The organism is Enterobacter cloacae complex sp. P12RS, assembly GCF_014895875.1.
Lineage (GTDB): Bacteria > Pseudomonadota > Gammaproteobacteria > Enterobacterales > Enterobacteriaceae > Enterobacter > Enterobacter bugandensis.
On sequence record NZ_JADBQO010000024.1, the window covers coordinates 67,793 to 82,766 of the forward strand.

Annotated in this window: 14 protein-coding genes; 6 read left to right on the top strand and 8 right to left on the bottom strand. The window is 54.2% G+C overall.

From position 1 onward, the window contains the following. Positions 1-266 precede the first annotated feature (266 nt). From fdnG to fdhE, 4 genes are read left to right on the top strand one after another with little or no spacing between them, the layout of a single operon-like run. Entirely contained in the window at positions 267-3,317 is a 3,051-nt protein-coding gene (fdnG, locus tag IM284_RS14990; RefSeq protein ID WP_120247324.1) for a formate dehydrogenase-N subunit alpha, read from the top strand. Between the two features lie 12 nt (positions 3,318-3,329). Continuing rightward, positions 3,330-4,232 (top strand): formate dehydrogenase subunit beta, encoded by a 903-nt coding sequence (gene fdxH, locus IM284_RS14995; protein ID WP_003861960.1) that lies wholly within the window; start codon positions 3,330-3,332, stop codon positions 4,230-4,232. Further along, entirely contained in the window at positions 4,229-4,864 is a 636-nt protein-coding gene (fdoI, locus tag IM284_RS15000) for a formate dehydrogenase cytochrome b556 subunit (RefSeq protein ID WP_015569914.1), read from the top strand. Before fdxH ends, fdoI begins: the two co-directional genes overlap by 4 nt. Further along, a complete protein-coding gene (gene fdhE / locus IM284_RS15005) occupies positions 4,861-5,790 on the top strand; it encodes a formate dehydrogenase accessory protein FdhE (protein ID WP_028014872.1) in 930 nt (309 codons plus the stop codon). Before fdoI ends, fdhE begins: the two co-directional genes overlap by 4 nt. Positions 5,791-5,831: 41 nt before the next feature. On the opposite strand, the gene nadS is transcribed toward fdhE, so the two are convergent. From nadS to IM284_RS15045, 8 genes are all read right to left on the bottom strand, one after another. Further along, entirely contained in the window at positions 5,832-6,122 is a 291-nt protein-coding gene (gene nadS / locus IM284_RS15010) for a NadS family protein (RefSeq protein ID WP_047366785.1), read from the bottom strand. Then, positions 6,123-6,434 (bottom strand): hypothetical protein, encoded by a 312-nt coding sequence (locus IM284_RS15015; protein WP_047366784.1) that lies wholly within the window; start codon positions 6,432-6,434, stop codon positions 6,123-6,125. A gap of 148 nt (positions 6,435-6,582) precedes the next feature. Continuing rightward, positions 6,583-7,524, bottom strand: coding sequence for a fatty acid biosynthesis protein FabY (fabY, locus tag IM284_RS15020; protein WP_047366783.1), 942 nt, complete (start codon positions 7,522-7,524; stop codon positions 6,583-6,585). A gap of 44 nt (positions 7,525-7,568) precedes the next feature. Then, positions 7,569-8,006 (bottom strand): D-aminoacyl-tRNA deacylase, encoded by a 438-nt coding sequence (gene dtd / locus IM284_RS15025; protein WP_008501836.1) that lies wholly within the window; start codon positions 8,004-8,006, stop codon positions 7,569-7,571. Further along, the gene (locus IM284_RS15030) at positions 8,003-8,884 is read right to left on the bottom strand and encodes a virulence factor BrkB family protein (RefSeq protein ID WP_045260235.1); all 882 of its coding nucleotides are present in this window, start codon (positions 8,882-8,884) and stop codon (positions 8,003-8,005) included. Before IM284_RS15030 ends, dtd begins: the two co-directional genes overlap by 4 nt. Continuing rightward, a complete protein-coding gene (gene yihX / locus IM284_RS15035; protein ID WP_045260234.1) occupies positions 8,878-9,477 on the bottom strand; it encodes a glucose-1-phosphatase in 600 nt (199 codons plus the stop codon). Before yihX ends, IM284_RS15030 begins: the two co-directional genes overlap by 7 nt. 87 nt (positions 9,478-9,564) lie before the next feature. Continuing rightward, complete coding sequence (locus IM284_RS15040) at positions 9,565-10,035, bottom strand: hypothetical protein (protein WP_047366782.1); 471 nt, start codon at positions 10,033-10,035, stop codon at positions 9,565-9,567. Then, a complete protein-coding gene (locus IM284_RS15045; RefSeq protein WP_047366781.1) occupies positions 10,032-10,775 on the bottom strand; it encodes a winged helix-turn-helix domain-containing protein in 744 nt (247 codons plus the stop codon). Before IM284_RS15045 ends, IM284_RS15040 begins: the two co-directional genes overlap by 4 nt. 547 nt (positions 10,776-11,322) lie before the next feature. Between IM284_RS15045 and IM284_RS15050 the strand changes: the two genes are divergently transcribed. Further along, positions 11,323-11,940, top strand: coding sequence for a transcriptional regulator (locus IM284_RS15050; protein WP_047366780.1), 618 nt, complete (start codon positions 11,323-11,325; stop codon positions 11,938-11,940). A gap of 71 nt (positions 11,941-12,011) precedes the next feature. After that, positions 12,012-14,942, top strand: coding sequence for an autotransporter outer membrane beta-barrel domain-containing protein (locus tag IM284_RS15055; protein ID WP_047366779.1), 2,931 nt, complete (start codon positions 12,012-12,014; stop codon positions 14,940-14,942). Positions 14,943-14,974 lie beyond the last annotated feature (32 nt).

Genomic DNA, 14,974 nt, shown 5'->3' on the forward strand with positions numbered 1-14,974 from the left:
TTAAGAAGAGGTGCAACCCGACCCCCGCTACACCCCTTTAACATGCAGAGCTTATAGTGTGATCAGTGTCACACTTTATAATCAACACAGTGATAATACGTTCACTTTGTATTAACGCCGTTGGAACAGGTATACCGACATTGTGGTATTCTGATGATATCCCTCGGAGAAATGAGGGATTAACGCAAATTTTTCTCCTTTGCGGTCAATTCTCAACCGCGAAGTTAAAACTACATATATAAGCAATGTCGAACAAGGAGTGACCCATGCAGGTCAGCAGAAGGCAGTTCTTTAAGATCTGCGCTGGCGGTATGGCAGGCACCACGGCGGCGGCACTGGGCTTTGCGCCCGGCGTAGCGCTGGCGGAAACGCGGCAGTACAAACTGCTGCGCACCCGCGAAACCCGTAACACCTGTACGTACTGCTCCGTCGGCTGTGGGCTGTTGATGTATAGCCTCGGCGACGGTGCGAAAAACGCCAAAGCGTCTATTTTCCATATCGAAGGCGACCCGGACCATCCGGTCAACCGTGGCGCGCTGTGCCCGAAAGGGGCCGGTCTGGTGGACTTTATCCACTCCGAAAGCCGTCTGAAATTCCCGGAATATCGCGCGCCTGGCTCCGATAAATGGCAGCAAATCAGCTGGGAAGAGGCGTTTGACCGCATCGCAAAACATATTAAAGAAGACCGCGATGCCAACTTTATTGAGAAGAACGCCGACGGCGTCACGGTCAACCGCTGGCTCTCCACCGGGATGCTGTGTGCTTCTGCCTCCAGCAACGAAACCGGCTATTTAACCCAGAAATTCACGCGCGCACTCGGTATGCTCGCGGTCGACAACCAGGCGCGTGTCTGACACGGACCAACGGTAGCAAGTCTTGCTCCAACATTTGGTCGCGGTGCGATGACCAACCACTGGGTCGACATCAAGAACGCCAACCTCATTGTGGTGATGGGCGGTAACGCCGCTGAAGCGCACCCTGTCGGGTTCCGCTGGGCGATGGAAGCCAAAATCCACAACGGTGCGAAACTGATTGTGATCGATCCCCGCTTTACGCGTACTGCGTCAGTGGCGGATTTCTACACCCCTATTCGTTCAGGTACTGACATCACTTTCCTGTCAGGCGTACTGCTGTACCTGATGACCAACGAAAAATATAACCGCGAGTACACCGAAGCCTATACCAACGCCAGCCTGATCGTGCGTGAGGATTACCACTTCGAAGATGGCCTGTTCAGCGGTTATGACGCGAAAAAACGCAAGTACGACAAAACCAGCTGGAACTACGAGCTGGATGAGAAAGGCTTTGCGAAGCGCGACACCACTCTTCAACACCCGCGCTGCGTATGGAACCTGCTGAAAGAGCACGTTTCCCGCTACACGCCGGACGTTGTTGAGAACATCTGCGGCACGCCGAAGGCGGACTTCCTGAAGGTGTGCGAGCTGATTGCGGAAACAAGCGCGAAAGATAAAACCGCGTCGTTCCTGTATGCACTCGGCTGGACGCAACACTCCATCGGCGCCCAGAACATCCGTACCATGGCAATGGTGCAGCTGCTGCTCGGCAACATGGGGATGGCAGGCGGCGGCGTGAACGCCCTGCGCGGTCACTCCAACATCCAGGGTTTGACCGACCTCGGCCTGCTGTCTCAGAGCCTGACGGGTTACATGAACCTGCCAAGCGAGAAACAGACTGATCTGCAGACCTACCTGACGGCCAGCACGCCAAAACCGCTGCTCGAAGGCCAGGTGAACTACTGGGGCAACTATCCGAAGTTCTTCGTCTCGCTGATGAAAGCCTTCTACGGCGACAAAGCGACGGCGGAAAACAGCTGGGGCTTTGACTGGCTGCCGAAGTGGGACAAAGGTTACGACGTTCTCCAGTACTTCGAAATGATGCATCAGGGCCAGGTCAACGGCTATATCTGCCAGGGCTTTAACCCGGTGGCGTCGTTCCCGAACAAGAACAAGGTTGTCGAGTCTCTCTCGAAGCTGAAGTTCCTGGTGACGATTGACCCGCTCAACACCGAGACCTCGACCTTCTGGCAGAACCACGGCGAGTCGAACGACGTCGATCCGTCGAAGATTCAGACCGAAGTGTTCCGCCTGCCGTCTACCTGCTTCGCGGAAGAGAACGGTTCTATCGTCAACTCCGGCCGCTGGCTGCAGTGGCACTGGAAAGGCGCGGACGCCCCGGGCATCGCCATGAACGACGGCGAGATCCTGGCCGGTATCTTCTTACGCCTGCGTAAGATGTATGCGGCAGAAGGCGGCGCGAACCCTGAGCCGGTGCTGAACATGACCTGGAACTACTCGACGCCGGAAAATCCTGCGCCGGAAGAAGTGGCCATGGAGAGCAACGGTAAGGCGCTGGCGGACGTTATCGACCCGGTCACCGGCGCGGTTCTGGCGAAGAAAGGCGACCAGCTCAGCACCTTCGCGCACCTGCGCGATGACGGTACCACGTCAAGCGGCTGCTGGATCTTTGCCGGTAGCTGGACGCCGAAAGGCAACCAGATGGCCAACCGCGACAACGCCGACCCGTCGGGCCTCGGCAATACGCTGGGCTGGGCATGGGCATGGCCGCTGAACCGCCGCATCCTCTATAACCGTGCCTCCGCTGATCCGCAGGGCAACCCGTGGGATCCGAAGCGTCAGCTTCTGAAGTGGGACGGCGCGAAATGGGGCGGCGTGGATATTCCGGACTACAGCACTGCCGCGCCAGGCAGCGACGTTGGGCCGTTTATCATGCAGCCTGAAGGGATGGGGCGCCTGTTTGCTATCGACAAGATGGCGGAAGGGCCGTTCCCGGAACATTACGAGCCGTTTGAGACGCCGCTGGGCACCAACCCGCTGCACCCGAACGTGGTCTCTAACCCGGCAGCGCGTATCTTCAAGGGCGACTTTGAAGCTCTGGGTAAAAAGGACAAGTTCCCGTACGTGGGCACCACTTACCGTCTGACCGAACACTTCCACTACTGGACCAAGCACGCGCTGCTTAACGCCATCGCGCAGCCGGAACAGTTTGTGGAGATCGGCGAGAAGCTGGCGAACAAGCTCGGCATTGCCCATGGCGATACCGTGAAGGTCTCCTCTAACCGCGGCTACATCAAGGCCAAGGCGGTGGTGACCAAGCGTATTCGCACGCTGAACGTTCACGGTCAGCAGGTGGATACCATTGGCATCCCAATTCACTGGGGTTATGAGGGCGTGGCGAAGAAAGGGTTCATTGCGAACACCCTGACGCCGTTCGTCGGTGATGCGAACACGCAGACGCCGGAGTTTAAGGCCTTCCTCGTGAACGTGGAAAAGGTGTAACGGAGACGACTTATGGCTTATCAATCTCAAGACATTATCCGTCGTTCCGCGACTAACGGTTTCACGCCCGCGCCTCAGGCGCGGGACCACCAGCAGGAAGTGGCGAAGCTGATCGACGTGACCACCTGTATCGGCTGTAAAGCCTGTCAGGTGGCCTGCTCTGAGTGGAACGACATCCGTGACGAAGTGGGTCACAACGTCGGGGTGTACGACAACCCGGCAGACCTGACCGCCAAGTCCTGGACGGTAATGCGTTTCTCGGAAGTGGAGCAGAACGACAAACTGGAATGGCTTATCCGCAAAGACGGCTGTATGCACTGCGCGGATCCGGGCTGCCTGAAGGCGTGTCCGTCAGAAGGGGCTATCATTCAGTATGCCAACGGCATCGTCGACTTCCAGTCCGAGCAGTGCATTGGCTGCGGCTACTGCATCGCGGGCTGTCCGTTCGACGTGCCGCGCATGAACCCGGAAGACAACCGCGTCTACAAATGCACCCTGTGCGTGGACCGCGTTAACGTGGGCCAGGAGCCTGCATGCGTGAAGACCTGCCCAACCGGCGCTATCCACTTTGGCTCCAAAGAGGATATGAAAACGCTGGCGGCAGAGCGCGTGGGCGAGTTGAAAACCCGTGGTTACGACAACGCGGGCCTGTACGATCCGGCCGGGGTTGGCGGTACGCACGTGATGTACGTGCTGCACCACGCCGACAAGCCGAACCTGTATCACGGCCTGCCGGAGAACCCGGAAATCAGCGCCACCGTGAAGTTCTGGAAAGGCATCTGGAAACCGCTGGCCGCGGTGGGCTTTGCTGCCACCTTCGCAGCGAGCATCTTCCACTACGTCGGCGTCGGTCCGAACCGTGCGGAAGAGGAAGACGACAACCTGCATGAAGAGAAAGACGAGGTGCGCAAATGAGAAAACGTGACACCATCGTGCGCTACACCGCGCCGGAACGCATCAACCACTGGGTCACCGCCTTCTGCTTCATGCTGGCGGCGATAAGCGGGCTGGGGTTCTTCTTCCCCTCCTTCAACTGGCTGATGCAGATCCTGGGCACGCCGCAGCTGGCGCGCATCCTTCACCCGTTCGTGGGTGTGGTGATGTTTGCCTCGTTTATCATCATGTTTTTCCGCTACTGGCACCATAACCTAATCAATCGGGATGATATCTTTTGGGCGAAGAATATTCGTAAGATCGTCGTCAACGAGGAAGTGGGTGATACCGGGCGTTATAACTTCGGCCAGAAATGCGTATTCTGGGCGGCGATTATCTTCCTGGTCCTGTTGCTGGTGAGCGGCGTGATCATCTGGCGTCCGTACTTTGCGCCTGCTTTCTCAATCCCGGTGATCCGATTTGCGCTAATGCTGCATTCATTTGCCGCAGTGGCGTTAATTGTGGTTATCATGGTGCATATTTACGCCGCCCTCTGGGTGAAAGGCACCATTACCGCGATGGTGGAAGGATGGGTAACCAAAACGTGGGCGAAGAAACATCACCCGCGCTGGTACCGTGAAGTCCGCCAGAAACAGGAAAAGTCATCTGAATGAGTATTCGCATAATCCCGCAAGATGAGCTGGGGTCGAGCGAGAAACGTACGGCGGAGTATATTCCGCCGTTGTTATTCCCCAGACTCAAGAACCTCTACAACCGCCGCGCAGAGCGTCTGCGCGAGCTGGCAGAGAACAACCCGCTGGGCGATTTTCTGCGTTTTGCCGCGCTGGTCGCCCATGCGCAGGAGGTGGTGCTGTACGATCACCCGCTGCAAATGGACCTGACCGCGCGCATCAAAGAAGCTAACGAGCAGGGCAAGCCGCCGCTGGATATTCACGTCCTGCCGCGCGACAAGCACTGGCATAAGCTGCTTCATTCGCTGATTGCCGAGCTGAAGCCGGAGATGAGCGGCACGGCGCTGGCGGTCATTGAGAACCTGGAAAAAGCCTCTGACCTGGAGCTGGAAGAGATGGCGAGCGCGCTGTTTGCCTCCGACTTCTCGCTGGTCAGCAGCGATAAAGCGCCGTTTATCTGGGCCGCGCTGTCGCTCTACTGGGCGCAAATGGCGAGCCTGATCCCGGGCAAAGCCCGCGCCGAATACGGCGAAGCGCGCCAGTTCTGCCCGGTCTGCGGCTCAATGCCGGTCTCCAGCATGGTGCAGATTGGGACCACGCAGGGGCTGCGCTACCTGCACTGCAACCTGTGTGAAACCGAGTGGCACGTGGTGCGCGTGAAGTGCAGCAACTGCGAGCAGACTCGCGATCTCAACTACTGGTCGCTGGAAAATGAAGACGCGGCGGTGAAAGCCGAAAGCTGCGGCGACTGCGGAACCTACCTGAAGATCCTGTATCAGGAAAAAGACCCGAAAGTCGAAGCGGTGGCCGACGATCTCGCCTCGCTGATTCTGGATGCGAAGATGGAGCAAGAGGGCTTTGCCCGTAGCTCGATCAACCCGTTCCTGTTCCCGGGTGAAGGGGAGTAATCTCCATAAAAGCCCGGTGAGCCTCAGTGCAACCGGGCTAATTACTGCGATAGCGCAGGGATGACATGTTGAGGATCGTTAGCAATAGCGCGCAAAAGCGCTTTAGCCGGGCCTGTAGGCGAGCGTCTGCCTTGTTCCCAGTTACGCAATGTATCAACGCTGACAGAGATTAAGGTCGCGAATTTACTCTGCGACAACCCGGATGCCTGACGAATTTCTTTTATTTTCATCGCATCGATTTGAAAGATACGCGACGGCTCGCGTTGGCCCTCGGCAATCTCGTTCATTTGCCCAACGCTTTGGGTTAATCGCTCAAACAGCGCCTTATCCATTTACCACCTCTCTATCATCTTTTTCAGAATAGCTTTCTCCCCCGCAGACAGGTCATCTTTAATCCCTTTGCGATAGATGAGCAGCAGTCTGATTTCAAACTCACACGTACGGTAAAAATAGATAACTCTGACTCCACCACGCTTTCCCTTTCCGCCAGCAAGCCAGCGAATCTTTCGCAAGCCTCCCGTATTCTGGATAACATCGCCGTACTCCGGTTGTGTCGCCAGGAATATCTGGAACCGATGATATTCGTCGTCATCCAGTAACGTTTTGACGTCTTCTGTGAAAATGTCCGTTTCAATGAATAGCATTAAACATACGCCATGGGCTTATAGTAACAAATGTCTAATGTACGTCAATGACGTACCCCTTGCTGATTACGTTAATGGGATACGCCGAATAAAGCGAAGGATACGTCCTGCTACGATGTGTATTTGCGAGCCGCTTTCCAGAAGACCGTTATTCTTCCTCGTTCCCCCCCTCTTCATACGCGCCATACGGCTTCGCAGGAAGAACGATATAGGTGCCTTCAAACACAGCGCCTGGCGTATCATCGCCAAACAGCTCAACCTGCATCTGCACACGTGCTTTACGTCCGCGCGCCAGGCGGTCGAGATCGCCGCCCAAAGCGCCCAGGTCGGCCACCGCGCTCGGCTTGCCGCTGATCGGCGCGCTGTAACGAATATGGGCATCGGCCAGAATAATAGTGCCGCCGAGATGACGCTCGCGCAGCATTAGCCAGATCAGCCCCCAGCCGGTGAGCGTCGCCAGGGAAAACAGGCTGCCGGCAAACAGGGTGTGGTGAGGGTTCTGATTGCCGGTTTCCGGCATGGTGGTAATGAATTTTTGCCCGGTGTACTGCTGAATGCGCACGCCCATCTTTTCACTCAGAGGGATGTGTTCATACCAGGCCTGCTGCAGCTGCCCGCACCAGTCCGCGCGATGAAGAATATCGTCCAGCGTGGCGATGGGTTTGATCATCAAAAAGTGGCGAATCGGCGTGGTTTGCGGAGCGGTGATTTCACCCTGGTTAACAAAACCGAGTTTGGCAAAAAACTCCACGGCATCTTCCCGGGCGCTACAGGTGACGCGCTTAACGCCTTCCTGACGGGCGACGGACTCCAGCGTCATCGCCATTAGCGTCCCCAGCCCTTTATCCTGCACGGAAGGGTGAACCGCCATAAAACGAATCGACGCTTCGTTATCAGCGTTGATATACAGTCGCCCGACGGCGACGAGGTTGCCCTCTTCGTCCATCACCATCTGATGATGGGCCATCGCATCCCAGGCGTCGCGTTCAGATCCTTTTGGCTGATGCAGTGGCTTGCGCAGCATTTCCCAGCGGAACTGGTAATACGCTTCTAACTCTTCTTCCGTTTGCGGTACTCGAAGGTGATACATAGCTGTACTCTCTCTTGTTACCCGCGGCCACGCCGCCAGTTGGCTCATACCTGGAGCCAGAATGTGACGGGGCCATCGTTCACCAGCGAGACCTGCATATCTGCAGCGAATCGTCCGGTTTGCGTATTCATTTCCTGTTGGCGACAACGCTCAACAAAGTATTCGTAAAGTGCTTCTGCACGATCCGGCGCGGCGCCTTTAGAGAAACTCGGGCGCATGCCGCGCTCGGTATCCGCTGCCAGCGTAAACTGGGAAACCACCAGCACGCTGCCGCCCGCCTGCTGGACGTTCAGATTCATCTTGCCTTCCGCATCGCTGAATATGCGGTAGCCCAGCACGCGCTCGCATAAGCGGTTCGCTTTTTGTTCGTCATCATCCTTTTCGACACCTAACAACACCAAAAGTCCTGGGCCAATTTCACCCGTCACCTCTCCCTCCACGGTGACGCTGGCACGGGTTACGCGCTGTATCAATGCAATCATGGTTGGTCTGCTTCTAATTGTTTTTCAGCTTCTGCTGCTTTTTTAAGTTCGCGGTATACGCCGAGAGTGACAGTTATTTCGGCACCAAGCAAGACGATACACCAGGTCCAGTAAACCCAGACAAATAAAATGGGGATCACCGCCAGCACGCCGTAAATCAGCTGATAAGACGGGAACATGGTGATGTAAAGGGCAAACCCTTTTTTACCCAGTTCAAAAAGCACTGCCGCCACCAGCGCCCCAACTACCGCATCGCGGTTAGGCACGCGCGTGGTCGGTACAACGCTATAGAGCAGCCAGAACGAGAGCCAGGACAGGATCAGCGGAAAAATACGCAGCACGTTATCAATCACGCTGTTTAAATCACTCGCCCAGCGCAAGGAGAGAAGATACGAACTGATTGCCAGACTCGCCCCAGCCAGCAACGGCCCCAGCGTTAAAATCATCCAGTAGACGGCAAAGGAATAGACCTTAGGACGGATTTTTTTGCTTCGCCAGATGGTGTTAAGCGCGCTGTCGATAGAGTACATCAGCAGCAGCGCGGTAACGATAAGGCCGCACGCCCCCACCGCCGTCATTTTGCTGGAGTTGGCAACAAACTGCTCGATGTAGTTCTGGATAACATCCCCGGTGGCTGGGATGAAGTTCGCGAAGACGAAATGGCGAAGCTGCAGGCTAACGTCCGCGAACATCGGGAAAGCGGAAAAGAGCGCAAAGATCACCGCCACCAGCGGCACTAATGAGAGCAACGACACGTAGGCGAGGTTACCCGCCAGCGTGGTCATGTTGTCCTCATCAATGCGGTGCCAGAGCAACTTCAGCCAGGCCCTCAGCGGGCGAGTATGATGCGTGGCTTTTTGATGAACGGTTTTTAGCATAACTGCTTCGCAAAGTAGTTCGGTATCGTCTCTTTTCCGGTCACCAGAATTGACGTGATACCCAACTGGTTAGCTCCCTCTATATTATCGGCGTTGTCATCGAAAAAGACCGCATCGGCCGCGGTGAATCCCTCTGCCTGCAAAACAGCCTGATAAATTCGCGCTTCAGGCTTACGCATACCCATCTCTTGCGAAAGATAGATCTTATCTGCCGCCGCCTTAACTTCGGGGTATTCCTCTGGCCAGAAGGTCGTGTGCAGACGGTTGGTGTTAGACAGCACGACCACCCGGTGCCCCTGCTCGCGCAGTTTGTGCATAATGTCGATCACTTCCGGACGGATCGCGACGAATACCGCCTGCCAGCCGTGAGAAAATTGTTCATAGCTTAACGAAAGCCCCATCTCCTGGCAGAAGCGTTCAGCAAACTCTTCATCGCTAATCTCGCCGCGTTCATGCTGATGGAAGGTCTCACCCATCGCGAAATCCTGCTTTAACGTCGCCAGCGGCACACGGCTAAAGTCGCTCCAGGCACCCAGCACCCGGTTAAAATCGATATCGACGATTACGTTTCCTAAGTCAAAGATATAAAGCATGTTTATCTCCTTTCGCCGTGGAGAGATAACTGTAGCGGGAATCACGAGATTTGACTATGCGTGCCGTCTAAGATGTGCTATTGATTTTTACGGCGCGTTTTTACGGCAGTACAGCGAAGGGACGTTCGACGCGGCAAAAAGCCACGCTCCACGGTACTCATCAATCATCAGGCTCAGATCTCTTCCCGGCGTGCGATAAAAACCCGGTAGCGTTGCATTGATATCAGCCTCATCCGCACTATCGGCGAAGGTTTTAACAATACGATCGTTATTTAATACGCGCGCGTTCTGGTGATCGCTGTAGTGGAAATAGATGGTGCGGTTAACTTCAGAAACCGCGTGACCAAACAGTTTACCGTTAATGACAGCGGTCCCTTCCCGATGCTGCATTCGCCATGAAACCGTTCCTACAAATCGGTTTTTACCAATCGTCCACTCCACATCACCTGTACAGCGTATCGGCGCACTCGAAAAATGCGAATACGCTAGCCAGCCGCTGGTAATAGCAGCCCCCAGCAACGCCGCCAGCAAAATAATACGATTCCCGAGTGTCATCATTGCCCATGCGCCCAAAAATAATGCGTGGTACATAACGCTGCCGCGTCATGTCGCGCATCGTTATTACAGACAAACGCCGCGATTCGCTCCGTTTTACTATAGCCGATGAGAAAAACGTATCGGTTTCCGGCACACAGGCTGGGATAATTTTTTAACAAGCGAAGGTAATGGTCCTGCATATGTTCATTAGGTGCATAAAAGAGTTGGCAGGCGTTGGTCGTGCTGCCCATTGAAAGTGGAATGTAGTGACTAAACGGCATGTTCTGGTGATGTTTATATAATATGACCCCGTTAATAAGCGCGATCAGAAAAAGCGTAGCGGTGGCTATCATTAACCACGCCGGCTTCTTCATCGCGGTGCCCTCGGCTATTGCCGCGTCTTCACTGGCAATTACCGGCTCGGCGGTTGGGGTAAATATTTCAACCTGGGTGGCTTCGGAAAGCGTCAGCCCGCGACGCGAAATCGTTTTTACCGTATCGCGCGGTAACCCCACTTCAGCCAGCGCATTGCGCAATGTCAAAATGGCCTGGTAAAAGGTATTCGGTGTGGTGACATCGTTACGCTCACCCCATCCCACCACCATTAACTGATTTTGCGAAATTATTTCGCCAGGATGGGTAACGAGATAAAGAAAGCAGAGATTGGCAGGAAGCTGCAAATGTATCGTGCGCCCGGTAATATGATTCGCCAGGGTTTTGTTTTCCGGGTCATACTCGACCAGCTTGTTAATAAGATACAATTTCACTTTCCTCTGCAATAACAATATTTAACCCCACAAACCCAAAAAACATACGTATATTTAACAACAGTATAGGTCAGAAGGATTAGAGCGCGACACACCCGTACCTAAGATTAGAAACATCGCATTATTTTTCAATTGATTACAAGTCGGTTTTCTTAGGTGAGCCTCAGCTAAAAGGACATAATGAGATTTCATTACACTTCACCAGGTCAAATAATTATATTGAGCCACACGTTGAGAAAAGACTGACGTTCAGGAAGATCGAGGTGACGAATCTTTAGCTATTAGTGCTATTTCGTCAATTTCCTTCCGGGGTTGTTTTTGCCGAATAATCTTAATGGGTTGATGAATATTCCTGGGTAAGGTCTGACAATCAATGTTCTGTCGCTATGTCTGCGGCCTGCAAGAATTGAGACAGCCAGGAATTTATTTTCTCTGGCATTATTTCTCATAAACACGACAGAAACGCTGGATATGTTTCAAGATTGACACATTTGAAAGGCAGTGAAATATTGATAATGAAAATAAGACAGGAGTGGACTGGATGATAACATCGTCGCAAAAGGTTGTCCGCTGTATAAGCTGCGAATTGTCCTGTCAGTTATTTCCGGATAACACGGTGCGCTCACAATACTGTGGCAGCGCCTCCTTCGCAGTTTGGCCGGTGGGAAATCATTTCCTGCAACTTGCAGTAGAAAATAAAATATTGTCTGGGAACAAGAATCATTTATTACGCGGATTTATTTTTGTAGATTTTTCGATGTACAACCTGCGCCTGCTTGTCGATCCGCAATGGATTGAACATCTGGCGATGACCAACATGCACATCGTGCTTATCGCGGACCGTAAACTGGAGGCGTTGGCTCACTATTTTTTCGCTCACCACAGTGAAATAAAGGGAATTATTTATTCAGATGACGATGACGCTATATTGCAGGAAAAAATTAACCATCTTTTTTCCGGCAGGCGAGTGAGCAGCAGGCGTGGTAATACCCTGAGCACTGTTGAATTCACTTTACTTAACAGACTTATTTCAGGGGTGTGCCTCCGGGAGATAATAAAAACAACCAGCGTTGATGTGAAAAAAATTTACGTTCATAAAATACGATTAGAGAGGAAGTTAGGTACCAGCATTCATAAAATACTCGTTTCTATTTTGTAATTTCAACTTCTTAACATGCCCACATTTAATGGTGTGGAGGATGTTTTACGCCTGAAAGAAAGGGGGCAGTTATGCCATATTTATTGAAACATTCACCTGTCGCCGTTGCGATTTCGCTGGCACTATCGTCAGCGCTATTTACCGCGAATGCTGCAGTTATCGATTTTGCTAATTTACCAGCCACCGGAGCAGTAACGGATTTGCCTGCGGAAATACAGGCGCTGATTCCTGCAACGGCAAACGCGAACTTTAGTAAAAATACCAGCGATCCTAACTATGTCTACCAGTACAGCCCGGGCAATATTCCAGTCTACGGGGATGGGATCACTCTCGAAGGGCCGGGGGCGGAAGCCTTTGAGCACTCCGTGACCGTTATTCAGAACTCCACGTCCGGCAGCCCGGGGGTGATATTTGGTGACGATCTGACTATTCGTACCCAGTCAAAAGTGGCTGCCAATAACGGTAAAGATGTCGACGGTATTCGTACCCACGGTATGAACACTCCGAATAACCCGGTGTTTATCATTACCGGCGACCGCACCCACATTTACGTTAATGGCCAAAGCGGCGATGGCATCAATGCCGGGTACAGCTCCTTCAGCCAGGGTTCTCTCGGCTCCGCCAATATTTATGTGGGTGACGATCTCTATATCGAAACCACTGGCAGTACCGGTCGCGGTATTAGCGCCTATGCACTGAATGATGCCTCGAAGGCCAAAAATAACATTGTCGTCGGCGATCGTGCGCATATTGTGACGCGGGGTACCTACGCCGAGGGGATTCGTACCAACCAGAGCGGCTCATCCGTCCGTCTGGGGGATGAGGCCACCATCGAAACGTTTGGCACTTCGGCCTACGGCCTGTATGCGGGTTCTGCCTCCAGAATCGAGCTGGGAAAAAAAGCGACCATTACCACCGACGCAGCCAGTGCCTCCGGCGTGTACTCTACCGGCTCGTCAACCATCACCCTTGATGAAGGCGCGACCATCACCACCAACGGTGCCAGCGCGCATGGCATCTACGCTTACACAGCAGCGGTAAATGTGGGAGATAACGTCACCATTGCGGTCAACAGCAGCGAGAAAACCAGCAGCTCCGCCCAGGCACCGCACGGGATGTATGCCTGGTCACGCGGCGTGATAACGCTCGACGGTGGGGCAACCATTACCACCGCAGGCCAGCGCGACCAGGGTAGCTATGCCCTGAACGCCAGCAATGGCGGAATTATTGATGCCTCTGCAGGCGGAAAATTCCTCCTTAACGGCGATATCCTCGCCGCAGGTGGCGTCGCGGCCAACAGTACCCTTCCGGCACAAAACAGTACCATTACGCTGACAATGGGTAACAGCTCGTTGTGGAACGGAGCATCGTACATAGAAAGCAACGCTGCCGGGACCGGTACTCTCGCGCTTACGATGAATGATGCCGTCTGGAATATGCGTGACAGCTCAACGCTGACCAGACTGACCCTGAACGCGGGCGGCACGATAAATTTCCAGCATGCTGAGGACGCGGCCTGGCAAACCCTGACCATCAACGATGATTACACAGGCAACGGCGGCAAGCTGGTTTTCAATACCGTGCTGTCTGACGATACCTCTGAAACTGACAGGCTGATTGTTGAAGGAAACACATCCGGTCGTACCGCGGTTGACGTAAACAACATTGGTGGTGCAGGCGCACAAACCGTTGAAGGGATTGAAATAGTCAGCGTTGGCGGCAACTCGGAGGGAACGTTTGAGAAGGCCAGCCGTATCGTAGCGGGGGGTTATGACTATAACGTTGTACAGAAAGGTAAGAACTGGTTTCTGACCAGCCTGGCTGAACCCGTTGACCCACCAATCGACCCGGTAGATCCTCCTGTTGACCCGGTAGACCCACCGGTCGACCCGGTAGACCCGCCTGTTGACCCGGTGGATCCACCTGTTGACCCTGTCGACCCGCCTGTCGTCCCGGTAGATCCGCCCGTCGACCCGGTGATTCCGCCGCAAGAACCGGTACCGCCACCTGCGCCGCCGAAAAGCGAGCATCAGTATCGCCCAGAATTTGGCAGCTATCAGGCAAACAGCTATGCGGCAAATACGCTGTTTATGACCCGCCTGCACGATCGTCTGGGTGAAACGCAGTACACCGACATGCTCACCGGCGAGCAAAAAGTGACGAGCCTTTGGATGCGTAACGTCGGCGGGCATGCGCGTTTCAACGACGGCAGCGGCCAGCTAAAAACGACAGCCAACCGTTACGTACTGCAGTTGGGTGGCGATATCGCCCAATGGAGCACAGATGGCCTGGACCGCTGGCATCTTGGCCTGATGGCGGGCTACGGTAACAGCCAGAGCCGGAGCGCTTCCAGCCTGACCGGATACCACTCACGTGGCGAAGTGAATGGCTATAGCATAGGTCTGTACGGTACCTGGTACGCAAACGAAGCCAATAAAAGCGGCACCTACGTTGATAGCTGGGTGTTGTATAACTGGTTTGACAATAAGGTGATGGGGCAGGACCAGGCGACCGAGCGTTATCGCTCCAGCGGCATAACCGCCTCTGTCGAAGCGGGCTATAGCGTTAAGGTGGGTGAAAGCGGCCGCAACAGCTACTGGATCCAGCCGAAGGCGCAGGCCGTTTGGATGGACGTGCAGGCTGACGACCATCGCGAGCGTAACGGCACGCGGGTGAAAGACGAAACCCAGGGCAACCTGATGACGCGTCTCGGCGTGAAGGCCTATATCAGCGGACATAACGCGATGGATGACGCTAAATCACGCACCTTCCAGCCGTTTATTGAAGCGAACTGGATCCACAATACCCAGACCACGCGCATCCGCATGGATGACGTCAGCAATGAGATGCGCGGTACGCGCAATATTGGTGAGTTAAAGACGGGCGTAGAGGGGCAGATTACCCCGCAGCTTAGCGTCTGGGGCAATGTGGCACAGCAGATTGGCGATAAAGGCTACAGCGATACGCAGGGAATGCTGGGGGTAAAATACAGCTTCAAATAACAAAAAAGCCGCTGAGAAATCAGCGGCTTTTT

Bases quoted from the DNA above. Each gene is read 5' to 3' on its own strand.
- fdxH (WP_003861960.1), top strand. From the start codon at position 3,330: ATGGCTTATCAATCTCAAGACATTATCCGTCGTTCCGCGACTAACGGT.
- fdoI (WP_015569914.1), top strand. From the start codon at position 4,229: ATGAGAAAACGTGACACCATCGTGCGCTACACCGCGCCGGAACGCATC.
- fabY (WP_047366783.1), bottom strand. From the start codon at position 7,524: ATGTATCACCTTCGAGTACCGCAAACGGAAGAAGAGTTAGAAGCGTAT.
- IM284_RS15030 (WP_045260235.1), bottom strand. From the start codon at position 8,884: ATGCTAAAAACCGTTCATCAAAAAGCCACGCATCATACTCGCCCGCTG.
- dtd (WP_008501836.1), bottom strand. From the start codon at position 8,006: ATGATTGCATTGATACAGCGCGTAACCCGTGCCAGCGTCACCGTGGAG.
- IM284_RS15055 (WP_047366779.1), top strand. From the start codon at position 12,012: ATGCCATATTTATTGAAACATTCACCTGTCGCCGTTGCGATTTCGCTG.
- IM284_RS15015 (WP_047366784.1), bottom strand. From the start codon at position 6,434: ATGCTATTCATTGAAACGGACATTTTCACAGAAGACGTCAAAACGTTA.
- IM284_RS15050 (WP_047366780.1), top strand. From the start codon at position 11,323: ATGATAACATCGTCGCAAAAGGTTGTCCGCTGTATAAGCTGCGAATTG.
- IM284_RS15040 (WP_047366782.1), bottom strand. From the start codon at position 10,035: ATGATGACACTCGGGAATCGTATTATTTTGCTGGCGGCGTTGCTGGGG.
- fdhE (WP_028014872.1), top strand. From the start codon at position 4,861: ATGAGTATTCGCATAATCCCGCAAGATGAGCTGGGGTCGAGCGAGAAA.
- nadS (WP_047366785.1), bottom strand. From the start codon at position 6,122: ATGGATAAGGCGCTGTTTGAGCGATTAACCCAAAGCGTTGGGCAAATG.
- yihX (WP_045260234.1), bottom strand. From the start codon at position 9,477: ATGCTTTATATCTTTGACTTAGGAAACGTAATCGTCGATATCGATTTT.